Consider the following 26,708-nt stretch of genomic DNA (forward strand, 5'->3'; position numbering starts at 1 on the left):
CCCTGCAAAGGGGGAGGGCGTTAACATTACTTCCCAAACAATCTCCGCCCAAAATCTTCGATCTTGCGATTCACCAACCGCATTTGCATGGTTTTAGTCCAGCTCGCCGAAATCCCCGCCGCAGACATCAGACGCCGGTACTGCTCCTCATCGAACGGCATGTTAAAGGCTATCGAAATCGCTTCAGCCACGGAGACTTCGCTGTTACGCGTCAGCAACTCCAGCGGGCGATCGCCGCTGACATTTCCGGTGCCGACAACGCGATAAAGCCAGCCGCAGCGGCCGCTTTGTTGCAACAACGGCGACAGGTTTTTGCATCCCAGAAAATGATTGAGCTTATAACAGGGCGCGCGCGGCTGTGTGACCTGAATCAGCGCTTCGCCCCAGCGGAAAATATCGCCGATAAACACGTTATCTTCCGTCATGCCGAGCGTTGAGAGATTTTCGCCGAAGGCGGGAGGATGGAAACGTTCTTCTTCTTCAGGAAACTGCTGACGCAGCCAGGCGTAGTGTTCGCGAGGGAAATGGCACAGTGCGCGGTCTGCGCCGCCGTGATAACTCTTTTCTGCCTGCTGATCGCCTTCGAGCCCGGCAGACGTCAGAACGACCGCACCGTCGATCTGTCGTTTGGCAATCGCGCTGGGCGAATAATCCGGGTAGCTTTCGATATTGCCGATATAAACGTCGGGATAATGCATAAGGTCTCCGCGAGGAATCAGTCGTTAACCTCAGCATAACCTGCATTACTGGTTCGGAGTATCAGGAATCGCCCTGCGCTAAAATTACGCAGGGCGATAGGGGAAAATCAGAAGGTTTCCCAATTATCCTGACTGGTTTTGCCCTGTACAGCCGGCAGAACCGGGCGGCGCAGCGCGCCGGAGTCTGGCGCTTTCAGCATATTGCCGTTATCGGCCAGACGGAATACCGACACCGCCTGCGTCAGCGTTGCGGCCTGATCTTCCAGAGAATCCGCCGCCGCCGAAGACTGTTCCACCAGTGCAGCGTTCTGCTGGGTGGTGCTGTCCATCTCCACAATCGCCTGCGAAATCTGGCTGATCCCGCGGCTTTGTTCGTCAGAAGCCGACGCAATTTCGCCCATAATATCGCGGACGTGCGAGACGGATTTCACAATGTCCTGCATCGTGCGCCCGGTATTTTCCACCAGCTTCGCGCCGGTATTCACCCGTTCAACGGATTCGGCAATCAGTCCTTCAATCTCTTTTGCTGCCTGCGCACTGCGCTGTGCCAGCGTGCGGACTTCAGACGCCACCACCGAGAATCCCCGCCCCTGTTCACCAGCGCGCGCGGCTTCTACGGCGGCGTTCAGCGCCAGAATATTGGTCTGGAACGCAATGCCGTTGATGACAGAGGTGATTTCAGCGATGCGTTTTGAACTGCCGGAAATCTGCTGCATGGTATCGACCACTTCGCCGACCTGTTTGCCGCCCAAGGTGGCGGTGCCCGATGCTTCGCTCGCCAGTTTGCTGGCGTGATGGGCGTTATCGGCGTTCTGTTTCACCGTGGCGCTCAGTTCTTCCATGCTGGCGGCCGTTTCCTCAACCGCGGCGGCCTGCTGTTCGGTGCGTGAAGACAAATCGGTATTTCCGGCGGCGATTTCCGCTGCTGCGTGGGAAACCTGCGAGACGCCTGAGCGGATTTCATAAATCATCGTGCTGAGATTCTGGCTCATCCCGGCAACGGCATTCATCAGCATGCCCAGTTCGTCACGGCGCGTGGTGGTTCGGGCAGCGGTCAGATCACCCTGTGCAATGGCTTCGGCGGTTTTCAGCGTATCGCGGATCGGTTGCGCAATCTGACGGGTAATTCGCCACGCAATCAGGATACCGGCGAGCATTACAATCAGCGTAATCACCATCATGATCATCTGCGCATTGCTGATATCGTTGTGGGTATTATCGAGTTCGTTTTTGAAGATTTTCGCCACCAGCGCGTTCATCTCCGCGGCTTTCACAGACAGAAGTTGCGAGTTTTTCTGTTCATCTTCATAGGCTGGCATATACGCCACAACGTGGCTTTTGTACGTCGCCAGCGCGGTCATCAGCGGAGCCAGTGTCGCCTGCTGATTGGGGAGCAGCAGTGCGTTGAGTTTTTTGGCGTTGGCCTGCGTATCGTCGATGGCCTGCAACAATGTGGCCTCAGACTCCTTGTTGATGCTGAGCAACAGGCCGCGCACGTAATAACGTACGCTAATCAGTTTCTGAATCACTTCCGCAAGGGAAAGACGAATCGACGGATCGGCATCTTCGACGCGCAGCTGCTCTTGCAGGCGCTTCACAACGGCTTCTGTTTCGGAAAGGTTCCAGCTGGCACGCACGGCATCTTTTCTGTCGACAGCCTGTTTGAAGGCGTCCTGCGCTACCTGATATTCACGGATTTTTACCGGTACCTGATTGAGATCGGCCTGGCTGGTCGCATCCCATTCCAGTTTGCCTTTCGAATGCGCAATCAGCTGCGACAGTGCATTAATTTTGTCCTGATTTTGCTTGAGATAGGCAGGGTCGTAGTTGAGCTGATACAACGTGCGGCTGAGGCGGGCATCATTAAGTAACGCATTCATCTGATTACTAAAATCAACTTTCTCAGCACGCTGGCTGATGTCATTAAACTTAATCATTCCGGCTGCGGTGATCACCGCGGCGATCAAAAGAACCAACCCGAAGCCGAGCCCCAGTTTGGTGCCGACTTTGAGATTATTCATCCACTGCGAAAGACCCGTGCCATTGCCCATTGCTGTTCTCCGTCAAGCATTCCATGCAATAAAATTTGCGATTTTGTGACGCCTTTGTGAACAATCTATCGTCAGGACTTAAGAGAAACTTTATAGGTGTCGGGGGGTATTTTTGAATAATGAGAGGGCGGTCTAAAAATGGCGGAAGAGGTGAGGATAATTCGCTGTAACACAGTGATCAGGCGTAGGTTTTTTCTGCATAAAGTCAGTGCATAAAAGTCGGGGTATTAAAACGAAGGCATAAAAAAAGGCAGGTCACCGACCTGCCTCTTGCGAAAACATCGTGCCCGTTCAGGGCGGTAAAGCGAAATTATTTCGCTTCAGCCAGACGTTTTGCTGCTTCGTCCCAGTTTACAACAGCCCAGAAGGCTTTGATGTAATCAGGGCGTTTGTTCTGATATTTCAGGTAGTAAGCGTGTTCCCAAACGTCCAGACCCAGCAGCGGGTAACCGGAAACGCCTGAAACAGCTTCGCCCATCAGCGGGCTGTCCTGGTTAGCAGTTGAAACAACAGCCAGTTTGCCGTCTTTCAGAACCAGCCATGCCCAACCGGAACCGAAGCGGGTTGCTGCTGCTTTCTCAAAAGCTTCTTTGAAAGCATCAACGCTGCCGAAATCGCGTTCGATCGCAGATTTCAGTTCGCCCTGTAAGGTAGTGCCAGTTTTCAGGCCTTTCCAGAACAGGCTGTGGTTAGCGTGGCCACCTGCGTTGTTACGCAGTGCAACTTTCTTGTCCGCAGGCACTTTGTCCAGGTTAGCAATCAGCTCTTCAACAGACAGCGCAGCCAGTTCTGGCAGGCTTTCCAGCGCGGCGTTAGCGTTATTAACGTAAGCCTGGTGGTGTTTAGAGTGATGGATTTCCATCGTTTCTTTGTCGAAATGCGGTTCGAGTGCGTCGTATGCGTAAGGCAGTGATGGCAGTGAATAACTCATGTTCATCGTCTCCATAGTGTAGGGCGGCACCGTCTTTGTGAGCACCGCGTAATCAGTCGGATCATTATAGTTAATTAAATGATATTGAAAATGATTATCTAAGCCCGACGCTTCGTGAGGTTACGCGTAAGCCCCTGTTATTGAGGGCTTAGAACCAGATAACCGCAAACAATCCTAAATTGTCTAAAGGCACGTGATGCTTAGAGGGTTACCGCAACCGCTGAGGATGCGTATACACCGTTGCCCGTCCTGGTTTGCTGAAACCGACCAGCGTCAGGTTGCATTTTTCGGCAACGTCTACCGCCAGCGTCGTGGCGGCGGAGACGGCAAACAGAATTTCGACGCCACACATCGCGGCTTTCTGCACCATTTCATAGCTTGCGCGGCTAGACACCAGCGCAGCGCCGGTGTACCAGTCGTTTTGTCTGGCGCGCAGGCCGAGCATTTTATCCAGTGCCACGTGACGTCCCACGTCTTCGCAGCCACCCGACAGTGTGCCATCCGGTGTGATCCACGCGGCGGCGTGTGTGCAGCCGGTCAACTGACCGATGGTCTGAACGGATTTCAGCTGGTGCAGCGCGGCGTCCAGATTCGCCAGATCGAAGGTTTGCGTAAACGGCAGCGGCGCAAGCGGGCGAAACAGATCGCCCAGCTGTTCGATACCGCAGACACCGCAACCGGTACGGCCCGCCATCGCGCGGCGGCGTTCTTTAAGCCCGGCAAAGCGGCGGCTCGATAATTCAATATTAACTTCGATTCCATTACAGTTTTGCGCGATGTCCATTCCGTAAATGTCGCTGACTGATTCGATAATGCCTTCCGACAGCGAAAATCCCAGCGCAAAGGCTTCGAGATCCTTCGGCGACGCCATCATCACCACGTGCGATATCCCGTTATAGACCAGCGCGACGGGCACTTCTTCAGCAATCCAGTCCTCTTCAGGCGCGTCCAGACGGGCGCGCTGCATCACCGTTTTTTGGCGCACTCCGATGATCTGAGTCACTTTTTTGTCATCTTTTTCGCCCAGTTCGTTTACTTGATGGACATCCATTGGCAATAACCTTATAAACAATCCGGCTACATAAGCCGTACAAAAAATATGGGTAATGAGTCTTAATTTTACCGCTTCCGCGTCTGACGGGGAAAGCGCCAATTTGAAATGCAATGTGTTAACAAATGATGGGAAGGAGTCTTTCATGCAGGTCAGCAGAAGACAATTATTCAAGATATGTGCGGGCGGTATGGCCGGCACCACGGCAGCATTGTTAGGTTTCGCCCCGACAATCGCGCTGGCAGAAACCCGCCAGTATAAGCTGCTTCGTTCGCGTGAAACCCGCAATAACTGCACGTACTGTTCAGTCGGTTGCGGCATGCTGATTTACAGCCAGGGCGATGGCGCAAAAAACGTCACTGAAAATATCTTCCACGTAGAGGGTGACGCCGATCATCCGGTCAGTCGTGGCTCATTGTGCCCGAAAGGGGCAGGGGTGCTGGATTATATTCACAGCGAAGGCCGTCTGAGATACCCGGAATACCGTGCGCCGGGCTCAGATAAATGGCAGCGTATCACCTGGGGCGAGGCGATTTCCCGTATTGCCCGCCTGATGAAAGATGACCGCGACGCCAACTTTATCGAGAAAAACGAAAATAACGTCACCGTTAACCGCTGGCTGACCACCGGAATGCTCTGTTCGTCTGCGGCCAGTAACGAAACCGGCCTGCTGGATCAGAAATTCACCCGCGCAATGGGTATGGTCGCCATCGACTGTCAGGCCCGTCTTTGTCATGGTCCGACCGTGGCGGCATTAGCGCCTAGCTTTGGTCGCGGTGCGATGACCAACAACTGGGTGGATATCAAAAACGCCAACGTCATTTTGATTATGGGCGGTAATGCGGCGGAAGCCCATCCGGTCGGATTCAAATGGGTGATTGAAGCCAAAACTAAAAATAACGCCAAAGTCATTGTTGTCGATCCGCGCTTTAACCGCAGTGCCGCCGTCGCCGATATTTACGCGCCAATCCGCGCCGGTTCCGACACCGCCTTCCTGCTCGGCATGATCAACTACCTGATTACGCATAATAAAATCCAGACCGAATACGTCAGGGAATACACCAACGCCAGTCTGCTGGTGCGTGAAGATTATGAATTTAATGACGGATTGTTCAGCGGCTTTGATGCGACCACAAAATCCTACAACAAAGACAGCTGGCATTATCAGCTCGATGAAAACGGTATCGCAAAACAGGACAAAACGTTACAAGACCCGCGCTGTGTCTGGAATCTGCTGAAAGAGCACGTTTCCCGTTATACGCCGGAAATGGTCGAACGCCTGTGCGGAACGTCGAAAGAAGATTTCCTGCTGATAAGCTCGATTCTGGCGGAAACCTGCGCGCGCGATAAAACTTCCACCATCCTGTATGCACTGGGCTGGACGCACCACACCGGCGGCGCGCAAATCATCCGCTGTGCGGCGATGATTCAGTTGCTGCTCGGCAATATCGGCATGCCTGGTGGCGGCGTCAATGCGCTGCGCGGCCACTCGAATATTCAGGGTTATACCGATCTTGGTTTGCTGTCGCTCAATCTGCCGGGTTACATGCCGCTGCCGTCTGAGAAACAAACCAATATCACCGATTACCTGAAGCAAATTACGCCGGGAACGCTGGTCGAAAATCAGGTTAACTTCTGGAAAAACACGCCAAACTTCTTCGTCAGCATGATGAAAAGTTTCTGGGGCGAACACGCCACGGCGGACAACGACTGGGGTTATGACTGGTTGCCGAAATGGGACAAAAGCTACGACGTGCTGCAACAGGCCGAGCTGATGACCCAGGGCAAACTCAACGGGTATATCGTGCAGGGCTTCAACCCGCTGGCGGCTTTCCCGGACAAAAACAAATCCTCGCGTGCGCTTTCAAAACTGAAATACATGGTGGTGATCGACCCGCTGGTGACTGAGTCTTCGAACTTCTGGCAGAACCATGGCGCGATGAACGACGTGCAAACCGCCGACATTCAGACCGAAGTGTTCCGCCTGCCGTCTTCCTGTTTTGCGGAAGAAAATGGCTCAATCGTGAACTCCGGCCGCTGGCTGCAATGGCACTTCCAGGCGTCTGAGCCACCGGGTGAAGCGCTGCAAGACGGAAAAATCATCGCGCGTCTGTTCATGAAACTGCGAGAACTGTACCAGAAAGAAGGCGGGGCGAATCCGCTGCCGGTAATGAACATGGCGTGGGATTATCAGGATCCTCTTGACCCGCTGCCGGAAGAAATTGCCCGCGAAGCCAACGGCAAAGCGCTGGCGGATATCCGCGACGATCAGGGCAATATTCTGGCGAAAAAAGGGCAGCAAATTTCCACCTTTGCACACCTGAAAAATGACGGTTCGACCGCCAGTTTCTGCTGGATTTACGCCGGCAGCTGGACCGAAGCCGGTAACCAGATGGCGCGCCGCGATAACGCCGATCCGTCCGGTCTGGGCTGTACGTCCGGCTGGGCATGGAGCTGGCCGCTGAACCGTCGCATTCTGTATAACCGCGCCTCCGTTGATCCGCAGGGCCAGCCGTGGGATCCAAAACGTGAAATCATCCGCTGGGATGGCGCGAAATGGACCGGTTTCGACGTTGCCGATTACAGCACCGCCGCGCCGGGCACCGGCGTCGGGCCGTTCATCATGCAACAGGAAGGCGTCGGGCGTTTGTTTGCGACCGACAAAATGGCTGATGGCCCGTTCCCGGAGCATTACGAACCGATCGAATCGCCGATTGGCACCAACCCGTTGCATCCGGACGTGATCTCCAATCCGGTCGCCCGCATTTTTGCCAGCGATTTACCGAATATGGGCACCGCGAAAGACTTCCCTTACGTCGCGACCACCTATTCGATCACCGAACTTTTCCGCCACTGGACCAAGCACGCCTTGCTGAACGCCATCGCGCAGCCTGAGCAGTTTATCGAGATCGGCGAAAGTCTGGCCGCCTCCAAAAATATCGCTCAGGGCGATGAGATTAAAGTCTCCTCGAAGCGCGGTTTTATCGTGGCGAAGGCCGTGGTGACCAAACGCATCCGCCCGCTGACCATCGACGGCAAACATGTCGATACCATCGGCATCCCGTGTCACTGGGGTTTTGAAGGTGCGACGCGTAAAGGTTATCTGGCCAATACGCTGACGCCGTCAGTCGGCGACGCTAACTCGCAAACGCCGGAGTTCAAGGCGTTCCTGGTTAACGTGGAAAAGGTTTAACGGAGGCGAATTATGGCAATGCAATCTCAGGACATACTTCGTAAGTCCGCAACCAACGGGTTCACGCCAGCGCCGCGTGCCCGCGATCATCAGCAGGAAGTGGCGAAACTCATCGACGTCACCACCTGCATCGGCTGCAAAGGCTGTCAGGTCGCCTGTTCCGAATGGAACGACCTGCGCGATGAAGTCGGCGTGAACACCGGCGTTTACGACAACCCGATGGATCTCAGCGCGAAATCCTGGACGGTCATGCGTTTCTCGGAAGTGGAAGAGAACGGCAAGCTGGAATGGCTGATCCGCAAAGACGGCTGCATGCACTGCGCCGATCCGGGCTGTCTGAAAGCCTGTCCGGCAGAGGGAGCGATTTTGCAGTACGCCAACGGCATCGTCGATTTTCAGTCGGAACACTGCATCGGCTGCGGTTACTGCATCGCCGGTTGCCCGTTCAACATCCCGCGCATTAACCCGCAGGATAACCGCGCTTACAAATGCACGCTGTGCGTTGACCGCGTCAGCGTCGGGCAGGAACCTGCCTGTGTGAAAACCTGCCCGACCGGCGCGATTCATTTCGGGACCAAAACGGAAATGCAGGATCTGGCGGCAGAACGTGTCAGCGAGCTGAAAGGGCGCGGCTTTGAACAGGCCGGTTTGTACGATCCGCAGGGCGTCGGCGGCACGCACGTTATGTATGTGCTGCATCATGCTGACAAACCCGACCTGTACCACGGCCTGCCAAAAGACCCGGCCATCAGCACGGCGGTTACGCTCTGGAAAGGCATCTGGAAACCGCTGGCGGCCGTTGGTTTTGCAGTGACCTTCGCGGCGGCGGCCTTCCACTTCCTTGGCGTGGGGCCAAACTACGTGAAAGAAGATCACGCAGATGAGAAAGAGGAAGAAAAACAGAATGATGAGGAGACACACCCATGAAAAAAGAGAAGTTAATCCAGCGCTATAGCCTGGTGGAACGCCTCAATCACTGGATCGTCGCTTTTTGTTTTGTGACGCTCGCACTCAGCGGCATCGGCTTCTTTTTCCCGTCGTTTAACTGGCTGATGAACGTTTACGGCACCCCGCAAATGGCGCGCATTCTGCATCCGTTCTTCGGCGTGGTGATGTTCGTCTCTTTCCTCGGCATGTTCTTCCGTTACTGGAAGCACAATCTGCCGGAAAAAGATGACATCGTGTGGGCGAAAAATATTCATAAAGTCCTGATGAATGAAGAAGTCGGAGACACCGGTCGCTATAACTTCGGTCAGAAATGCGTATTCTGGGCGGCCATCAGCTGTCTGGTTCTGCTGATGGCGAGCGGCGTCATTATCTGGCGCCCGTGGTTTGCCGGTTACTTCCCGATCCCGCTGATCCGCCTTGCACTGCTGGTGCATTCGCTGGCCGGTATCGGGTTGATTCTGGTGATTATCATGCATGTATACGCGGCGACCTGGGCGAGAGGCTCCATCACGGCCATGACGGAAGGCAAAGTTCCGGCGTCATGGGCGAAATATCATCATCCTCGCTGGTATCGTCAGGTGCGTGCTGAACAACTGAAAAAAGACAAGGATGAAAGGAAAGCCGGATGAGCATACAGATTGTTCCACAGGACGAACTGGCTGACGGCAAAACGGCGGGAAATATCCCGCCCGTATTGTTCGCCAATCTGAAAAACCTTTACCAGCGCCGCGCCGATCGTTTGCGCGCACTAGCTGAAGACAGCCCGCTGGACGGGTATCTGAATTTTGCCGCGACGATTTGCGACGCGCAGCAGCGCGTTCTGGCGGCATTCCCGCTGGAAATTGACCTCAGCGAAGAACTGCAAAAAGCCGCCGGTAAACCACCGCTCGATTGCAGCCTGTTTCCGCGAACGCCGCACTGGCTGGTTCTGCTGGATGCGCTGATTGCGGAACTCAAACCGGGTGCCGATGAAACAGTGCGCCAGGTACTGGAACGCCTCGAACATTCCCCGAGCCTTCAGCGGGAAATGATGGCGACGCAATTACTGAACCAGGATTTCGTACACGTTCCTGCTGACAAAGCGCCGTTTATCTGGGCGGCGCTGTCGCTGTACTGGGCGCAGATGGCTGCGCAGCTTCGTGGCGTTGGCCGCGCCGATTATGGTGAAAGCCGCCAGTTTTGTCCGGTGTGCGGCAGCATTCCGGTTTCGGCGGTGATTGCGATGGGGGCTAATAACGGCCTGCGCTATCTGCACTGCAATCTGTGCGAAAGCGAATGGCACGTCGTGCGCGCCAAATGCAGCAATTGCGACGAAATGGGCAATCTTCACTACTGGTCTTTAAGCGAAGATACCGCCGGTGCTGAGCAGGCGACGATCAAAGCCGAAGCCTGCGATGATTGCGGCGCGTATCTCAAAGTGATTTATCAGGATAAAGATCCGCAGGCCGATGCCGTCGCCGACGATCTCGCCACGCTGTTGCTCGACGACCGCATGGAAGATAAAGGCTTTACTGGCAGCGGCGTGAACCCCTTCCTGTTCCCCGCAGGATGACTCTGAAAGCTGGCAGTCCGTCGCGTCTTTACTGGTAAAGCGTGCCGTGGCTGCTAGCTTTAACAGAGGTTCCGGTGAAAAACGTGGAGGCTCAGATGAAACTGATCGGCAGTTATACCAGCCCGTATGTGCGCAAAATTTCGGTGATGTTGCTGGAAAAAGGTATCCCGTTCGATTTCATCAACGACATGCCGCACGACGCGGGCTGCAAAATCACCCAGTTTAATCCCCTTGGCAAAGTCCCCGCGCTGGTCACTGACGACGGCGAAGTGTTTTACGATTCCCCCATAATTGTGCAGTACATCGAGCTGATGAACGTCGCGCCGACCTTTTTGCCGTGGCAGCCGCTGGAAGCGTTGCGGGTAAAACAGATTGAAGCGCTGGCCGATGGCGTGACAGACGCCGCCGTCGCGCTGGTGCTGGAAAACCGCCGTGAAGCCGTTAAACGCAACGAAGCCTGGATTTTACGCCAGCGGGAGAAACTTCTGCGCGGGCTGGACGCGCTGGAAAAACACGCCGAAAACCGCACGCTGCTGAATTCTGACCATCTTAACGTCGCCGATATCGCCACCGCCTGTTCGCTCGGTTATATCAACTTTCGCCGCATTGCGCCGGGCTGGTGTGTTGAGCGTCCGGCGCTGATCAAACTGGTTGAACGCCTGTTCCTGCGCGAGAGTTTTGCGCGCACGACACCCCCTGCCAGCGGTAACGCCAGCGTTGCAGCAAAAAAGGTGTGAAGCCGCTCGAAGAGTTCTCTTTACATCCCGTCGGTTAGATTTTCACTGCCTAAACTTTATGCAGCGCTCTGCTAAAACCTGCTGCATAAAGGAGTTCCACCATGGCTTATGATAAAAATCCTCATGCCGTCAAACCGGAAGAATACGGTTTCCCGCTCAAACTCAAAAAACAATACGACAACTTCATTGGCGGCGAATGGGTCGCGCCGGTGAAAAAAGAGTATTACGACAATCTGACGCCAGTGACCGGTGAGGTGCTGTGCAAAGTCGCCAGTTCCGGCACCGATGATATTGAGCTGGCGCTGGACGCCGCGCACAAAGCCAAAGGTGACTGGGGCAAAATGCCGGTGCAGCAGCGGGCAAACTTGCTGCTGAAAGTCGCCGACCGGATGGAAGAAAACATTGAGTTGCTGGCGAATGCCGAAACCTGGGACAACGGGAAACCGATCCGCGAAACCAGCGGTGCGGACGTTCCGCTGGCCATCGACCATTTCCGCTATTTTGCGTCCTGCGTGCGTGCGCAGGAAGGCGGGATCAGCGAAATCGACAGCGAAACTGTCGCCTATCATTTCCACGAGCCGCTGGGCGTGGTGGCGCAAATCATCCCGTGGAACTTCCCGCTGCTGATGGCCTGCTGGAAAATGGCACCGGCGCTGGCTGCTGGTAACTGTATCGTGCTCAAACCAGCCAAACTGACCCCACTTTCCGTGCTGTTGCTGATGGAACTGGTGCAGGACATTCTGCCAGCGGGCGTCATCAACGTGGTGAACGGTTCAGGCGGTGAAATCGGCGAATATCTGGCGACGTCCAAACGTATCGCAAAAGTCGCCTTTACCGGTTCGACCGAAGTCGGCCAGCAAATCGCCGGTTACGCGGCACAAAACCTGATCCCGGCTACGCTGGAACTGGGCGGCAAATCCCCGAACATTTTCTTCGCCGACGTGATGGACAAAGAAGATGAGTTTTTTGACAAAGCGCTGGAGGGTTTCGCGCTGTTTGCGTTCAATCAGGGCGAAGTTTGTACCTGCCCGAGCCGCGCGCTGGTGCAGGAATCCATCTACGAACGCTTTATGGAACGCGCCATCAAACGCGTAGAGGCCATCAAAACCGGTAACCCGCTGGATATCGAAACCCAGATGGGCGCGCAGGTTTCTGCCGGACAGATGAAAACCATTCTGGATTACATCGAAATCGGTAAGAAAGAGGGCGCGGAAGTGCTGACCGGTGGCGCGAAGAAAAAACTCGAAGGCTCGCTGAACGACGGTTATTACCTGCAACCGACCATCCTGCTGGGTAAAAACAACATGCGGGTATTCCAGGAAGAAATCTTCGGGCCGGTGCTGGCGGTGACCACGTTTAAAGATATGGATGACGCGCTGCAAATCGCCAACGATACGGCGTACGGGCTGGGTGCTGGCGTCTGGAGCCGTGACGGCAATGTGGCGTATCACATGGGACGCAACATTCAGGCCGGTCGCGTCTGGACCAACTGCTACCACGCCTATCCGGCACATGCGGCGTTCGGTGGCTACAAACAATCCGGCATCGGGCGTGAAACTCATAAGATGATGTTGGATCACTATCAGCAAACCAAGTGTTTACTCGTTTCATATTCGAGTAAACCGATGGGGTTATTCTAAACACTGAGCTGTCTGCGCCTCCCCCTTCGCAGGGGGAGGAGCAAAATCGCGATCTGCTCCCTCCCCTGCGAAGGGGGTATTAATGGCGACTCAGAACGAAATCAAACTACGCTGTTTGGCGGCAGCACAACCTGACGACTGCGCAGGAAAACGACCACCAGGGCCAGCCACGACAGGCCGCTCAGCAGGTTGAACAGGTTAAACATTCCCGCACCGCCTTCTACGTAAGCTACTTTCGCCAGCTCAATCCCTAACGTGAAAATCATCATGCTGATGACGCCCATCGCCGCAGAAACGGTGCCTTTGCTCATGTCGCTGGAGAACAGCGTCAGGCGGTACAAACCGGCGTTCGCCACACCAATCCCGAAAGCGTAAAGGCTCAGACCGGCGGTCATCCACAGATAAGCATGGGCGGAGAAAAGCGTCGCCACGGCGGAAATCAGCAGACCGACAACCATCGGGCCCGCGCCGAGTTTAATCAGATATTCGACCGTCCGTTTCCCGGTCAGGCGCGCCAGCGTGACGTTACCAATAATCAGCGCACCGAAAATCGGCACCTGCAGCAGGCCGTAATCGTACGCCGGTAAGCCTTCGCCGCTGATTAAGATGACCGGCGACTGCGCAATCCACGTCAGCAGCGGCAGGCTGGCAAAGCCAATTGCCAGTGCGCCACACAGGAACTGGCGGTTTTTGAGCACCAGTTTGTAATCGTGCAGCAGGCTTGGCATGGAAAACTTCTCGCCGAGGCGTGACGCGGTTTCTGGCATGGATTTCCACAACCCCCACAGCGAAATCGAGGCCAGCACGGCGAAAATCACAAACATCAGCTGCCACGGCGCAACGTGGATCAGCGCCGCACCGGCCAGCGGGCCCAGCAGCGGTGCGATCAGCGCGACGTTTGCCATCATGGCCGTGATCTTGATGCAGATGGATTCCTCGAAAGATTCCTGTATCGCGGCATACCCGACCGCGCCGATAAAGCACAGACTGATGCCCTGAAGGAAGCGCATCACCATAAATTGTTCGATGTTCTGTACGAACAGAATCGCCAGACAGGTGACGATGAAAAAGCTGACGCCCGCAAGCATCACCGGCCGCCGCCCGCGCCGGTCGGACAGCGGCCCGAGCAGCCATTGCAGGAACATTCCGCCCGCGAGATACGCGGTCATTGAGGTGGGCACCCATTCTTCCCCGGCATTAAAATTAGCCACGACGGCCAGCATGCCCGGCTGGATCATATCGTTGCCGATATAGGTCGCAAACTCGAACAACACCAGACAAAGAGGGAACAAAAGCGCCTGCCGCCCCAGAAGGGACGCAGTATTTGGAGAATTATGCATATTTTTATTTCACAGACGTAAGGCTAATCGTTTGATTATTAGCGGAAGAATAAGAGACTGTCCGGGCGGGATTCGCAAGCGAGGCAGTAATGGGCGTTATTTTGCCCATTTATTGAGCGTAGCGCAATCTTCTGATTCACGTTAAGCACAATCTGAGATCGGCACTTTTGCCTTGTTTACGTTCAAAAAGGTGACTACGCTGCAAACAGCACATCAACGGGAAGGAAATCGCAGGTAATGAGCCAAAAAATCAGCTGGATAGATAACCTGCGCGCGCTCGCCTGCATGATGGTGGTGATGATTCACGCCAGCACGTCACTGGTAGTGAATTTTTCGGCGATACACACGGCGGAATGGACCGTTGCCAATCTGCTCAATTCGGCTTCGCGTGTCTGTGTACCGCTATTTTTTATGATTTCCGGCGCGCTGTTTTTTGGTGAACGGAGCGCACAAAAGCGGCATTTCCTGCGCGTCGCACTATGCCTGATTTTTTACAGCGTCGTCTCGCTTATCTATATCCTCACGATGACAAAGATTGGATTTTGGCCGTCTCTGCGTCTGATTCTGGAAAAACCGGTGTTTTATCACCTTTGGTTCTTCTACGCGATTATCGTGGTTTACCTCCTTTCCCCGCTGATAAACGTCAAAACTGTGTCTGGCAAATATCTGCTGATCGCCGGAATACTGCTCGGCGTGCTGGCGAACCCGCAGCTTCCGGCTTTCACCTGGCAGAAAATCCATCTGTTACCGCTGGATTTATACATCAGCGGCGACACGTTTTATTACGTCCTGTATGCCCTGATGGGGCGCGCCATCAGCCAGATTGATACCCGAAAACCCGGCGTGACGCTGACCGCCGTGGCCGTTTTCGTTCTCAGCACGCTGGCGATTGCGGACGGGACTTACCGGCAGATGCTGATTAACCAGAATTTCGCCGATACTTTCTACGTCTACACCGGCCCGCTGGTGTTTATCTCCGCCATATCACTGTTTGTGGTGTTTAAAAACGCGCTGGCGCAACGCATCCTGCCAGGATTTGCGCTGATCTCCCGCCATTCTCTGGCTATCTACGGCTTTCATGCGCTGATTATCATCGGATTGCGCGGTCGCCATCTCGATTTCCCCCAATTCCCGCTGCTCAATGTCGCGTACCTGTTTATTTGCGGGCTCGGCGGCGGCCTGCTGCTGGCGATGGCGCTGGGGAAAATTGACCGGCGGAATTGGGTGAGTTAATTCGGAGTAATGTGATTATAACTGGCGTGAATGATATCGGGTTATATATTAATTCCTTTGTCTATTTTATTATGTCAGGAATGTACCGCAGGACGATTAATCTATTTCATTATCTTTGTCTGTTTTTTCTGGATACTCTTTCATTTCCTTTATTCAGGCAAATCATCATGACATTTTGGCTGCCCTTTGAAATCAACGGTGAGATTTATACGCTGGAACATCTGCGGGCATCGACAATTACCGCGGTAAGGCCTGCCAGCCATGACTTCCCAGTTCGTCAGTTGCAGATTTTTATTGTTTATACTGATCATTGTTTTACAGCACATCAGGCTGAGTCTGAGCTCTGGGTTTATCCGCACAGCCCTGGTAAGCACCGGCGCTATTTCTGCCGGGAGCGTTATTCTTATTCATGCCGCTTACCCGACCTTGTTAATAAATTGATTAATGAAAATGCGATATTAGCAAGAACTCCTCATCAGCATCAGGACACCTTTTATTATCTTGAAGAACATTATATGGGTGTAGATTATTGTATGTTTTTTGAGATAACGAAAAACACACATCCTGCGAGTGATATCCGATTAAAAGTAATGACAGGTTATCCGAGAGAAAAATGGGCCGGACAGGTTGGTGTAAACGGGCGATTCAGTTTTTGGTATATTTTTGATGCGAGAATGAAAGGAATAAAACTGCCGGCAAAGCGCAGATAACAAAAAAGCGACTCAGGGTCGCTTTTTTATTTTACAGCTTCAGGCGGAGGTCTTTGGATTTTTCATCTTATCGCGGCACGGCCAGCGACCTTTAAAGGCAGACACTGACGTACTGTTTAGCGTTGCTATTCAGTCCCACAAACCGTCAGTGAGTAAAATTTTACTCACTTATTGCTCAACTTGCAATCAGCAACACCATCATTCCAGCGCTCCTGCGCCCGCCGGAATTGTCTTGCAGAGGAAAATCCGGCGGCGAGGGCGGCTTTCTCGATGCCTGATCCTTGCCGGATGCGTTGTTGTGCGACGGCGATGCGCAGCTGTTCGTGGTAGTCGCGTACGCTGATACCCAGATGCTGGCGGAACAGACGCGTCAGGTGGCGGCCGCTGATGTGGGCTCTGGCGGCGACGTCTTCCACCTGCCACGGAGATTCCGGTTCGGCGGCCATCAGGTTTTGCGCACGATGGACGGCAGGATGCAGATGATTGCGGTAGCGCAGCCACGGGGAAAGTTGCGGGTCATCGCCGCCGCGGCGGAAATACACCACCATTTCGCGGGCGACGTCCAGCGCGGCCTGCGGGCCGAGATGTGTGGCGATCAGGTGCAGTGCCAGATCGATACCGGCGCTGATCCCCGCGCTGGTCAGCACGGAACGATCCTCGACAAATATCCGGTTATCTTTCACCTGTGCGGCAGGCACCTGCTGTCGCAGACGCGCGATCACGTCGTGATGCGTGGTGCACTGATAGCCGTCGAGCAGCCCGGCCTTTCCCGCCAGAAGGCTGCCGGAACAGATACAAACCAGTGTCAGCAAACCGTTTTCGATGGCATTTTTTTGCTGACGCAGCCAGTCACAGGCAAATTGGGCGACGGGTGAGGAAAAATTTTCTTCCGAACGATCAACGCCGGGCATGATCAGAATGCTGCCTTCCGGCAACGTTTCCGGCAGTGGCTGCAAATGGCTGACCGTCAGCCCGGTCGACATCGTGATTTCCGGCAGCGGGCCGATGTAGTGCAAAGCAAAATGCCCGGCGATACGCAGTGCTTCCGCCGGACCGGTCAGGTCTAAGGCCATCACGCCCGGCAGCGTCATAAAGTAGACATTTCGTTGCATATCGCCTCACAGATTCATCATCACTGCGCCTATCTTCACACAGCGCGAGCGAGTTCCGCCAGTGCGCCGCTGACGTCGGTAATCGTGGCAAAACGGTCGGCCAGCACCAGCTCGGTGCGCAATTTGATTTCAGCCGCGCTCAGCGTCACGCCGCTGGCGTGTGTCATCGGAAACGTCAGCGTCGCTTCGGTAACAAACGTCACTGTGTAACCCAGATCGGACGCCACGCGCGCCGTGGTTTCACAGCATTGTTCGGTACGCATTCCGGCAATGATCAGATGTGTGATACCTCGTTCCCGCAGCCACGCGTCGAGGCCGGATTCGGTCAGGGAATTGTGAACATGTTTATGGACAACGTGCTGCGGCTGATGGGTGAGAAAAGCCATCGGCGTGACCAGCCCGGATTCAAGCGAAAACACACCGTCAGGATTGACATGAAACACGTCGATGATGGGAACTTTACGGGTCTGACAGCCGTCGATCAGGTGGGTTAATGCCTGGCTGAAAGCCGGTAAATCATCCTGCTGCCAGAAATCTTTTTGCTCGAAAGAACGTTGCACGTCGATATTTAACAGGGCGCTGTGGGTCATTTTCGGACTCCGTCTGGTGAATGTGAAACCAGTCTGCGCCTGAAAACCTGCCGGGAGAATGCCAAAAACGGACATGATGCTGATGTTGGCGGACGATCTGCATCGCCCGCTGATAAAAATCAGATTTTCTGGTCAGCGCGCCAGTGGTGATAATCGATGTGGTCGGCCTGAAAATTGGTGGTCTGGGCGTCGCCGGTCAGGCGGTACGCCAGCTGGAAAGCGAAATCAAATGCCAGCCCTAAGCCTTTTCCGCTGAGCAGATTGCCGTCCTCGACAAAAGACTGATTCACATAAACACCGTCTTTGACGTCTTTGTATAAATCGCCGGAACAGACATAACGCCGTCCTTTCAGCAGGCCGTTACCGCCCAGAACGCGAGCGGCCGCCGAGCACAGCGGGCAAATCAGTTTTCCGGCTTCGTCATGACGGCGGACAAATTCCACGACATCTTTGCTGGCCGCCAGCGCCACCGAGCCTTCCGGGCCGCCGGGCATCACCACCGCGTCATACAAACGATCGCCCTGTGCGCTCAGCAATTCATTGGCCTGCATCTGAATGCCGTGGTAAGTGCGCAGCGTCAGGCTTTTCTGGCAGGCCAGCGTAGTGACCTGAATTTCCAGCCGCTCGAGAATATCGAGCACAATCACCGCTTCGCCTTCTTCAAATCCGTCGGCCAGCAGCAGCGCGACCTGCTTTTTCGCGTTATCCTTCACCATAATGCAAATGTCCTCTGAGGATGAAAATCAGAGGACATCATAAAATGAAACGATGTTTTGATATTGTGAGTCCGTCAGCAGACTAGAAAACCAGCTGAACTTTCGATGCTTTGGATTTATCCATTGCATAGTCCAGTGCTTCGACCAGACTTTCCTGCGGGAATTCCGCTGACAGTAACGGCATCGGATCGACGGTTTTATTCGCCAGCCATTCCACCGCCGTATTAAATTCCCCGGTGAAACGGAAGCTGCCGACCCAGTTAATTTCTTTGGCAATCAGCATCATCAGCGGGAATTCATTCACCACCGGCCCCATGCCGACCTGCACCAGTGTGCCGCGTGCGCGGGTGACTTCCAGACAGCGGCGGATAGAAGAAGGATGGCCGGAGGCGTCAAAGGAGACATCGAAGAAACCTTTTTCGGCCTGATATTCGCTGAAATCACCCTGCGCGGCGTCCAGCGCTTTGTTTGCACCAACGGCCAGTGCCAGCGTGCGACAACGTTCGCTCGGATCCGTTACCACGATTTGTGCTGCACCTTTGGCTTTAGCGGCCAGCACGATCAGGCAGCCAATCGGACCGACGCCGGAAACAAACACCGTTTTGCCGTGAATATCCCCGGCCTGATTGACCGCGTGGATTGCTACCGCAAGCGGTTCAGCGAAAACCATCAGCCGGTCGCTGACCTGATTGTCGTAAGGAATACACTGTTCGCTGTCGACGATTTTATACTGCGTGAATGCACCGTTGATGTGCGGGAAATACATCGCGCTGCCAAAGAATTTCATGGTGGTGCACTGGTTTTCATCACCGGAAAGGCAATATTTGCAGGCCTTGCATGGCTTGCTGGGGTTCAGCGCGACTTTCTGGCCCGGCTGCAAATTTGGGTTGTCAGATTTCTCCACCACACCCACTACTTCATGCCCGAGCACCATCGCCTCGCGTACTTTGAAATCGCCCACCGCGCCGTGTTCGTAGTAATGCAGGTCGGAACCGCAGATGCCGCCACGGGTGATTTTTACCAGCGTGCCCTGGCCTGTGTAGTCGATGGTCTGGCCGATCACCGAGACGTCTTTTTTCCCGGTTACGACGCAGGATTGAGTGGCAATTGTCATGGAATTCTCGCTCTTTAAAGGGGCATTTTTGGCCTGATGGCTCCCAGTAAAGAGCGTTTGGACGGCGGAAAATGTGACCACCGTCACTTTGTTTCGTGTTACGAAAACCTGTTACCCATAACTTGAACGGACTCAACCTTTCGCGGGCGGTTGCGCCTTGTTACGCGCAGGAATACTGAGGATCAGATGCGAGATCACGCCGCCGGTTAAGCCCCAGAACGCCGAACCCACGCCGAGTAATGTCACGCCGGACGCGGTGATCAGAAACGTGATAATCGCTGCGTCACGCTGACGTTCATTTTCCAGCGCCCGGTATAAACTCCCGGCAATAGTGCCGAGCAGCGCCAGCCCGGCGATGGTATGAATAAGCGCGGGAGGTAGCGCGGTAAACACCAGGCCGATCGAACCGCCAAACACACCGGCAATCAGATAGAAAATCCCGGCGGCGACGGCGGCCATGTAGCGCTTTTTCGGATCCGGGTGGATATCTTCACCCATACAAATTGCGGCGGTAATGGCGGCGATACAAACGGTAAATCCGCCGAACGGTGCCAGAATTAACGCGGTGAGCGCGGTCCACGAAATCAGCGGCGAAACGGGCAGGTGATAGCCGTGCGCTTTCAGCGTGGCGATACCTGGTGCATTTTGTGACGCCATGGTCACCACGAAAAACGGAATGCCGATGCCGATAATGGAAGGCCACGTAAAATGCGGCATCACAAATGCCGGCGCGGCAAACGTCATGGTCTGGCCGTGCAGCGCAATATCACCTTGTAAGCCGGCGACGATCAGCCCGGCAATCAGCGCAAGCACCACCGCATAGCGTGGCAGGGCGCGTTTCGCCAGCAGATAAATCAGACACATCGTGCCCGCCAGCGCGAAATTATTTTGCAGCGAGGTAAACGCATTCAGCCCGAAACGCAGCAGAATGCCGCCCAGCATCGCAGCCGAAAGCGCCTGCGGAATGTAATGCATCAGTCTGGCGAACAAGCCGGTCACGCCGCACAGCAGGATCAGACCGGTGGCAAATACAAACACGCCAATGGCCTCGTTAATCGACGTGCCGGGCAGACTGGTGACGAGTAACGCTGCGCCGGGCGTCGACCATGCGGTCACGACCGGCGTGCGGTAATACAGCGAAAGTCCGATGCTCGTCACGCCCATTCCCAGGCCCAGCATGCTCAGCCAGCCACCGATTTGTGGCGCGCTGGCACCCGCCGCTTCAGCTGCCTGAAAGATAATTGCCGCGGAGCTGGTATAGCCGACTAAAACTGCGACAAATCCGGCGATCACCGCCGAAAAAGTGACATCGTGCAAACTGATACGCATGGTCATTTGTGAAAATCCTTCGGGTTAGCGGACGCTGGCGGTATGCTGTTGTGCGTTATAGCGCACATATGATGCGCTCAAGATATCACTGTGCGTTATAACGCACAATCGCGATGAACGATCATCGTCGCAGAGGAGACACAATGCAGGAACTTACCCGCCATATTGGCAGTCAGCTGAAAGCCGTGCGCAGCGAACGCGGATGGAGTCTCACCCAGACGGCAGAAAAAACCGGCGTCAGTAAGGCCATGCTCGGGCAGATTGAGCGCGGCGAATCCAGTCCGACCGTGGCGACTTTATGGAAAATCGCCAGCGGGCTGAATGTCTCGTTTTCAGAGTTTCTCGAAACACCGCCGGAGCAATCTGCCGCGCTGCATCGCCACGGGTTGCTGACCACGTTTAACAGCGACACTTCAGGAATGCGCGTCGTGCCGTTATTCCCCTACGACACGACTTTGCGCATGGATATGTTTGTTATCGATCTCGAACCCGGCGGTTGCAGCGAGTCTACGCCTCATGAAGCCGGTGTTATCGAGCATGTGATTGTGATTGATGGCGAACTGACGCTGACCGTGGATGGCGTGACCCGCGTACTGAGCGCCGGAGAAGCGCTGCGGTTTGCGGCGGATTGCGCGCACGCATACCGCAATAAGAGTGAACATTCCGTGCGTTTCCACGACCTGATACATTATCCGCAGTCCCGCCCGTAACGATTTCATTTACCGAGGAGAATGACCGATGAGCCAGCCGCAAGATGTTGTTATCCGTCCGTTAACGCCTGCCGACCGCGAAGGTTGGGAAAATTTGTGGCGCGGTTATCTGGATTTTTACCAGTCGGAGCTGGATCCGGCGCAGTTTGATTTCACGTTCCGGCGGTTGTCGGATCCTGACTATGACGGCATGTTTGGCTATGTGGCGGAATATCAGGGGAGGCTGGTCGGGCTGGTGAATTGCCTGAATCACGATCACGGCTGGCACATGAATCAGGTGGTGTATTTGCAGGATTTATACGTCGATGAGTCCGCGCGCAAACTGGGTATCGGGCAGAAACTGATTGAAGTGGTCTACGCTCATGCTGACAAGAACGAAAAAGCCAACGTGTACTGGATGACGCAGACCACCAATTACACCGCGCGCCAGCTTTATGACCGCGTGGGTAAACCGACTAACTTTATGAAATACATCCGCTAAAGCGGTTTACGCATATTCATTTTTGTCGTGACATAACCCAGGCTGGCATAAAGTGCCTGCGCGCCGGGATTGCTGGCGAAAACGTTCAGCTCAATCGCCACGCTGCCCAGCTCGCGCAGGTGTTCTTCCATCAGCCGGAACGCCGCGATGGCATGTCCCTGACGACGGAATTGCGGATAAACCGTCAGTTCATACACGAAAGCGCTGCGCACGCCGTAGCGTTCAATATTGGCAAACCACAGATATCCCAAGGTTTCGCCAGGTTCTTCCTGCCTGATTTCATACAAATAGTGATCCGGTGTTTCAACGCCCTGCGGCAGCGCGTTTTGTGTGGCGCTGCGCGCGCGTTCCAGGGCCGTATCCGGCAGCCACAGCCCGGCAGTCACATTCTCTTCGGCATAATCTTTCGCCAGCAGTTCTGCAAATTCTTCATAAAATGCAGCGCTCATCGGTACTAAAACAGTCATCATTTCCCTCTGATTTATCGGGCAGTTTCTGCCTTTTTATACGGCGTTACATAACATTCGCTGATGGTGGTGGAATGGCTATCAACCTGAGTGATGATGTAGCCTTTTTCAGTCAGCGCCACTGAGCTGTAGGGTGTTTCATTGTGCTTGTCGGAAATAACATCTTCGAAAGACTGAATGATTTTGGCTTTCTCGCCGGCGCGCGCCGGGTCATCCATTCCCTCGACCTGAATCATGGCCTGCCTGAACTGGTTGGAGAATGACGTTTTCCCCATCTTGCTTTCAATCACGGCTTTGATGTTCACCGTGACCTCGTTACCCAGCAAAAACAGCGTATTACTCTGATAAATAAGCACGTTTTTTTGCTTCGAGACCACAAAGCCATTCTCGATGACCTTCATTTTGCTGTTGTTGGCGTAGGTCACATCATCGAGACAAATAGTTTTATCCCCGACCTTAAACTGGCTGAAACGTGCTTTGATTTCTTTCGGCGTAGATGCCGCCTGCGAGCACAGCGGAACAAGCAACAAAAGCGATAAGAGCCATGACTTCATAGGAGTTTCCCAAACAAGGTGCTGAGCCAGCTGACATAACAGCAGTATAGGGAGACACCGGCAGGATGCGAACGTTTATCTTTGCGGGACAGTTTTTTACCGTTTTGGCTAAAGACCCGCCCCTGTGATGCCGATAATTCAGGCGATAAGGGAATTCCTGCTTATCTTTAGGGGGCACAAATCAGGGACAGATAATCCGCGTTTTTTCATCGTGAATTTCACAGTACGTTGACTGTTCCGGGGTAATTATGAGTCAGATGCAGGCGCTTTCACCGGCAGCCGGAGTTGGGGTTGCACCACAGAAAACTGTTCCTAAAAAAACCATGCGTACCCGTACGCTGATGCTGATTGTCGGGCTACTTACGATAAGTCTCGGTTACATCATTACGGTCGGATTGCTGAGCTGGCAGTCCGCCGGACAGCAGCGCGACATCGCCCGCCGTTATCTCCAGCAGACCGCCAATACCGACGGCTATCTTGCCCGCCAGAAACTCGACACGGCCCTGCATGCCGCGCGTGACCTGGTTCAGAGCATGATCAGCCTGCGTGAAGCCGGGCATACTGACCGCAAACTCGCCGATACGCTGTTACAAAATGCGCTCAAAAGTCATCCGGATTTTTTATCGATGTCACTGGCCTGGGAGCCGGACGCGTTTGACGGCAAAGACGGCGATTTCGCCGCAAAAGAAGGGCAGGATCCCAACGGGCGTTATGTCCGCTACGTTGACCGCGATACCAGCGGAAATATCGTGCTGCACAATCTCACCGACTACGAAACGCCGGGCAGCGGCGACTACTATTTGCTGCCACGAAAGCTGCAAAAAGAAGTCATTCTGGAGCCATACAGTTACCCGTATAACGGCGTGGATACGTTGCTGACGTCCATTGCCGTACCGATTATCGTGGACGGGAAATTTCTGGGTTCGGTAACGGCGGATTTCTCGCTGCAAACCTTGCAGACGCTGGTCAACGGCATTAAACCGTATCAGGGAACCGGCTACGCAATGCTGTTTTCGCAGACCGGCCATTTCATCTCTTCGCCTAAAAAAGAGCAGGTCACGCACCAGCTTGAAAACGATGCGCCGTTGCTGAAAAGCATACAGACCGGGCAAATGACCAGCCGCGAACAGCAGGATCCGGTGCTGGGCGAAAATGCCTTTGCCGAGTTTGTGCCGATTCAGATCGGTAATACCGGCACGCCGTGGATGCTGGGCATTGTGGCGCCGGTAAAAGCGGTAATGAAAGAAAGTACGCGTCAGCTTTATTACGCGCTGGTGCTGATGGTGCTGAGCATCGTGGTGGTGTTTGCCGTGCTGAGCGTGATTTTCACCCGCAAAGTTTTGCGCCCGGTGGGCGGCGAGCCTGCGGATGCGGCGAAAATCGCGCTGACGGTCGCAGACGGTGACCTAACGCACCCGATCGTCACGCAGAAAAACGATCACAGCAGCATCTTCTTTGCCCTGCAAACCATGCAGGCGCAACTGCGGCATGTGGTGAACGACATTATTTCGACCAGCCATGCGGTCGGCAGCGGCGCATCGCAGATTGCCGCGGGGAATATCGATCTGGCTTCGCGAACCGAGCAGCAGGCGGCCGCGCTGGAAGAAACCGCCGCCAGCATGGAACAGCTGACGGCGACGGTAAAACAGAATGCCGATAATGCACACGTTGCGACCGAACTGACGGCGAACGCCACGGAAATCGCCGGAAAGGGCGATCGCATTATGTCCGACGTAGTCGGCGTAATGAGCGCGATTGACGACAGTTCGCGGCGAATTGGCGACATCACGACGGTCATCAACGGCATTGCTTTCCAGACCAATATTCTGGCGCTGAATGCGGCGGTAGAAGCCGCCCGCGCGGGCGAGCAGGGGCGCGGATTTGCCGTGGTGGCAACTGAAGTGCGCAGTCTGGCGCAACGCAGCGCCGACGCCGTAAAAGAGATTTCTGCCCTGATTGAGGAATCGACGTCCCGCGTTGATCACGGCGTCGGGCTGGTGAAAAGCGCCGGGGAAACGATGAAAGAGATCATGAAAGCGGTCACCGACGTGCGCGATATCATGAGCGAAATTGTCGCGGCCTCCGACGAGCAATCGCGCGGGATCAGCCAGGTGACGCAGGCCGTACACGAAATGGACGGTGTGACGCAGCAAAACTCCGCGCTGGTTCAGGAAGCATCAGCTGCTTCGGCTTCTCTGGAAGATCAGGCGCGTCGCCTGAATGAAATAGTTCAGGTATTCCGGCTGAAATAATAGCGACGCAGATGCTATTAATACCCCACCCCAACCCTCCCCCCGCGAAGGGGGAGGCTGGGAGGGGGTTTTACACCGGGCAGGAGAACTGAAATATCGGTTTTTTAAACGACACGTCCCCCTTTCTGCGCTATGTTTTTCTCCTTTGCTGTATTTTTTCAGGAGATTTCCATGAGCCAGCCTTCGCTGATTTTGTATTCTGATGCGAATTATTTCAGTCCTTACGTGATGTCAGCTTTTGTGGCGCTGACAGAAAAGGGCATCCCGTTTGAACTGGAAACGGTCAGTCTGGCGGATGCGGAGAACCTGAAAGAAACCTATTCAGCACTGTCCATGACCCGTCGTGTTCCGACGCTGACCAATGGCACGTTTGTATTATCCGAATCTTCCGCGATTGATGAATACGTTGAAGAGTTGTTCCCGGCGCCGACGTTTCCGGCTATCTATCCCGCGGATCCGGAAAATCGTGCCAAAGCGCGTGAAGTGCAGGCGTGGCTGCGCAGCGATCTGATGCCCATCCGTCAGGAACGTTCAACGGAAGTGGTCTTTGCGGGGGCTAAATGTCCGCCGCTTTCTGCTGAGGGCCAGCAGGCCGCAGAAAAGTTGTATGCCGCCGCCGAACGTTTACTGGGGGATAAAGAGCATTTGTTTGGTGAATGGAGTATTGCGGATGTGGATCTGGCGCTGATGCTGAACCGTCTGCTTCTCAATGGTGATGCGATGCCGGAAAAACTGGCGGCTTACGCACAGGCGCAGTGGCAACGACCCGCTGTTCTGGAGTGGTTAGCGCTGTCTGCTAAATAACTAAAAAGGTGCGCGGCCTGTTTAGCCGCGCGTTGCTCTTTCAGCCTAGTGTTTTCGTCAGGAAATAGCGGGTATGGGTTGACGGTGCATCATCAGGTGTACGGGTATCGCGGATATAATCTTCCAGCGTCATCTGCGTCGCATAACCCATGCGCTCATAGAAAGGCCGAGCCTGAAAACTAAACGTATCGACCAGCGAATACCGGCAGCCCCGCGTTTTGGCTTCTTCTTCCGCTTCTGTAATCAGCTGTGTCCCGACATCTTTTCCGCGTAACGACTCATTGACCCACAGCATCTGGATATACATCCAATTACCGATGGTTTCAGCCACAATTCCTGCCTGTTTGTGACCATTTTCATCTTCAACAAAAATCCCTAACTCGCGAAATTTCGGCTGCGGAATGAAGTTTCTGTTGAAACTGCGCAGACCGGCTTTGATTTCATCGAGATCGTCTGCGGTCGGGGCATGGCTGAGTCGGGTCTTCATGACATTCT

The 26,708-nt window shown here is 54.5% G+C and carries 24 protein-coding genes and 1 pseudogene; 12 read left to right on the top strand and 13 right to left on the bottom strand.

Going from position 1 to position 26,708, the window contains the following annotated elements; translation table 11 throughout:
• Positions 1-26: 26 nt before the first annotated feature.
• The 4 genes from yiiM to fdhD form a co-directional block, all read right to left on the bottom strand.
• Positions 27-698 carry a 6-hydroxyaminopurine reductase gene (gene yiiM / locus GW579_RS17720; RefSeq protein WP_152323703.1) on the bottom strand — a complete coding sequence of 224 codons (672 nt, stop codon included), beginning with the start codon at positions 696-698 and terminating at the stop codon, positions 27-29.
• A gap of 107 nt (positions 699-805) precedes the next feature.
• Positions 806-2,749: a methyl-accepting chemotaxis protein gene (locus GW579_RS17725; protein WP_165060711.1), complete on the bottom strand. Its 1,944-nt coding sequence runs from the start codon at positions 2,747-2,749 to the stop codon at positions 806-808.
• A 310-nt stretch (positions 2,750-3,059) separates the two neighbouring features.
• Entirely contained in the window at positions 3,060-3,680 is a 621-nt protein-coding gene (gene sodA, locus GW579_RS17730) for a superoxide dismutase [Mn] (RefSeq protein ID WP_101077777.1), read from the bottom strand.
• 208 nt (positions 3,681-3,888) lie between these two features.
• A complete protein-coding gene (fdhD, locus tag GW579_RS17735) occupies positions 3,889-4,731 on the bottom strand; it encodes a formate dehydrogenase accessory sulfurtransferase FdhD (protein WP_165060713.1) in 843 nt (280 codons plus the stop codon).
• 145 nt (positions 4,732-4,876) lie between these two features.
• Between fdhD and fdnG the strand changes: the two genes are divergently transcribed.
• From fdnG to exaC, 6 genes are all read left to right on the top strand, one after another.
• The gene (gene fdnG, locus GW579_RS17740; RefSeq protein ID WP_165060716.1) at positions 4,877-7,924 is read left to right on the top strand and encodes a formate dehydrogenase-N subunit alpha; all 3,048 of its coding nucleotides are present in this window, start codon (positions 4,877-4,879) and stop codon (positions 7,922-7,924) included.
• Between the two features lie 12 nt (positions 7,925-7,936).
• A complete protein-coding gene (gene fdxH / locus GW579_RS17745; RefSeq protein WP_152323699.1) occupies positions 7,937-8,851 on the top strand; it encodes a formate dehydrogenase subunit beta in 915 nt (304 codons plus the stop codon).
• Positions 8,848-9,501, top strand: coding sequence for a formate dehydrogenase cytochrome b556 subunit (gene fdoI, locus GW579_RS17750; RefSeq protein ID WP_152323698.1), 654 nt, complete (start codon positions 8,848-8,850; stop codon positions 9,499-9,501). The genes fdxH and fdoI overlap by 4 nt, the downstream gene beginning before the upstream one ends.
• The gene (fdhE, locus tag GW579_RS17755; RefSeq protein WP_165060719.1) at positions 9,498-10,424 is read left to right on the top strand and encodes a formate dehydrogenase accessory protein FdhE; all 927 of its coding nucleotides are present in this window, start codon (positions 9,498-9,500) and stop codon (positions 10,422-10,424) included. Before fdoI ends, fdhE begins: the two co-directional genes overlap by 4 nt.
• Positions 10,425-10,519: 95 nt before the next feature.
• A complete protein-coding gene (locus tag GW579_RS17760; RefSeq protein WP_165060722.1) occupies positions 10,520-11,161 on the top strand; it encodes a glutathione S-transferase in 642 nt (213 codons plus the stop codon).
• Positions 11,162-11,262: 101 nt separating this feature from the next.
• Positions 11,263-12,801, top strand: a complete 1,539-nt coding sequence (gene exaC, locus GW579_RS17765) for an acetaldehyde dehydrogenase ExaC (protein ID WP_152323695.1) — start codon at positions 11,263-11,265, stop codon at positions 12,799-12,801.
• Between the two features lie 101 nt (positions 12,802-12,902).
• Here the strand turns inward: exaC and GW579_RS17770 are convergent, their stop codons facing one another.
• Positions 12,903-14,141, bottom strand: coding sequence for an MFS transporter (locus GW579_RS17770; protein ID WP_165060725.1), 1,239 nt, complete (start codon positions 14,139-14,141; stop codon positions 12,903-12,905).
• 237 nt (positions 14,142-14,378) lie between these two features.
• On the opposite strand from GW579_RS17770, the gene GW579_RS17775 reads away from it, so the two are divergent.
• Positions 14,379-15,374, top strand: a complete 996-nt coding sequence (locus tag GW579_RS17775; RefSeq protein WP_165060729.1) for an acyltransferase — start codon at positions 14,379-14,381, stop codon at positions 15,372-15,374.
• A 167-nt stretch (positions 15,375-15,541) separates the two neighbouring features.
• Positions 15,542-16,084 carry a hypothetical protein gene (locus tag GW579_RS17780; protein ID WP_165060732.1) on the top strand — a complete coding sequence of 181 codons (543 nt, stop codon included), beginning with the start codon at positions 15,542-15,544 and terminating at the stop codon, positions 16,082-16,084.
• Between the two features lie 164 nt (positions 16,085-16,248).
• Here the strand turns inward: GW579_RS17780 and GW579_RS17785 are convergent, their stop codons facing one another.
• The 5 genes and pseudogenes from GW579_RS17785 to GW579_RS17805 all read right to left on the bottom strand — a co-directional run bounded on the left by GW579_RS17785 (position 16,249) and on the right by GW579_RS17805 (position 20,951).
• Positions 16,249-17,196, bottom strand: a complete 948-nt coding sequence (locus tag GW579_RS17785) for a GlxA family transcriptional regulator (protein WP_152323691.1) — start codon at positions 17,194-17,196, stop codon at positions 16,249-16,251.
• 50 nt (positions 17,197-17,246) lie between these two features.
• A pseudogene (locus GW579_RS17790) lies at positions 17,247-17,786 on the bottom strand (isochorismatase family protein); the annotation flags it as partial.
• A 119-nt stretch (positions 17,787-17,905) separates the two neighbouring features.
• Entirely contained in the window at positions 17,906-18,502 is a 597-nt protein-coding gene (locus tag GW579_RS17795) for a DJ-1/PfpI family protein (RefSeq protein WP_152323689.1), read from the bottom strand.
• Between the two features lie 82 nt (positions 18,503-18,584).
• Positions 18,585-19,616 carry an L-idonate 5-dehydrogenase gene (gene idnD / locus GW579_RS17800; protein WP_165060737.1) on the bottom strand — a complete coding sequence of 344 codons (1,032 nt, stop codon included), beginning with the start codon at positions 19,614-19,616 and terminating at the stop codon, positions 18,585-18,587.
• Between the two features lie 132 nt (positions 19,617-19,748).
• Positions 19,749-20,951, bottom strand: coding sequence for a benzoate/H(+) symporter BenE family transporter (locus GW579_RS17805; protein WP_165060740.1), 1,203 nt, complete (start codon positions 20,949-20,951; stop codon positions 19,749-19,751).
• A 137-nt stretch (positions 20,952-21,088) separates the two neighbouring features.
• On the opposite strand from GW579_RS17805, the gene GW579_RS17810 reads away from it, so the two are divergent.
• Positions 21,089-21,655, top strand: a complete 567-nt coding sequence (locus GW579_RS17810) for a helix-turn-helix domain-containing protein (protein WP_165060743.1) — start codon at positions 21,089-21,091, stop codon at positions 21,653-21,655.
• A gap of 28 nt (positions 21,656-21,683) precedes the next feature.
• Positions 21,684-22,136 (top strand): GNAT family N-acetyltransferase, encoded by a 453-nt coding sequence (locus GW579_RS17815; RefSeq protein WP_165060747.1) that lies wholly within the window; start codon positions 21,684-21,686, stop codon positions 22,134-22,136.
• On the opposite strand, the gene GW579_RS17820 is transcribed toward GW579_RS17815, so the two are convergent.
• The gene (locus tag GW579_RS17820; RefSeq protein ID WP_235937428.1) at positions 22,133-22,606 is read right to left on the bottom strand and encodes a GNAT family N-acetyltransferase; all 474 of its coding nucleotides are present in this window, start codon (positions 22,604-22,606) and stop codon (positions 22,133-22,135) included. The genes GW579_RS17815 and GW579_RS17820 overlap by 4 nt on opposite strands.
• Positions 22,607-22,617: 11 nt before the next feature.
• Positions 22,618-23,157: a hypothetical protein gene (locus GW579_RS17825; RefSeq protein ID WP_152323684.1), complete on the bottom strand. Its 540-nt coding sequence runs from the start codon at positions 23,155-23,157 to the stop codon at positions 22,618-22,620.
• Positions 23,158-23,414: 257 nt separating this feature from the next.
• Between GW579_RS17825 and GW579_RS17830 the strand changes: the two genes are divergently transcribed.
• Positions 23,415-25,409 (top strand): methyl-accepting chemotaxis protein, encoded by a 1,995-nt coding sequence (locus GW579_RS17830; RefSeq protein ID WP_420821555.1) that lies wholly within the window; start codon positions 23,415-23,417, stop codon positions 25,407-25,409.
• A 171-nt stretch (positions 25,410-25,580) separates the two neighbouring features.
• Positions 25,581-26,213 carry a glutathione transferase gene (yfcF, locus tag GW579_RS17835; protein ID WP_152323683.1) on the top strand — a complete coding sequence of 211 codons (633 nt, stop codon included), beginning with the start codon at positions 25,581-25,583 and terminating at the stop codon, positions 26,211-26,213.
• A 40-nt stretch (positions 26,214-26,253) separates the two neighbouring features.
• Here yfcF and GW579_RS17840 read toward each other — a convergent pair whose 3' ends face one another.
• The gene (locus GW579_RS17840) at positions 26,254-26,700 is read right to left on the bottom strand and encodes a GNAT family N-acetyltransferase (protein ID WP_165060751.1); all 447 of its coding nucleotides are present in this window, start codon (positions 26,698-26,700) and stop codon (positions 26,254-26,256) included.
• Positions 26,701-26,708 lie beyond the last annotated feature (8 nt).

The organism is Rahnella contaminans (assembly GCF_011065485.1).
Taxonomy (GTDB): Bacteria; Pseudomonadota; Gammaproteobacteria; order Enterobacterales; family Enterobacteriaceae; genus Rahnella; species Rahnella contaminans.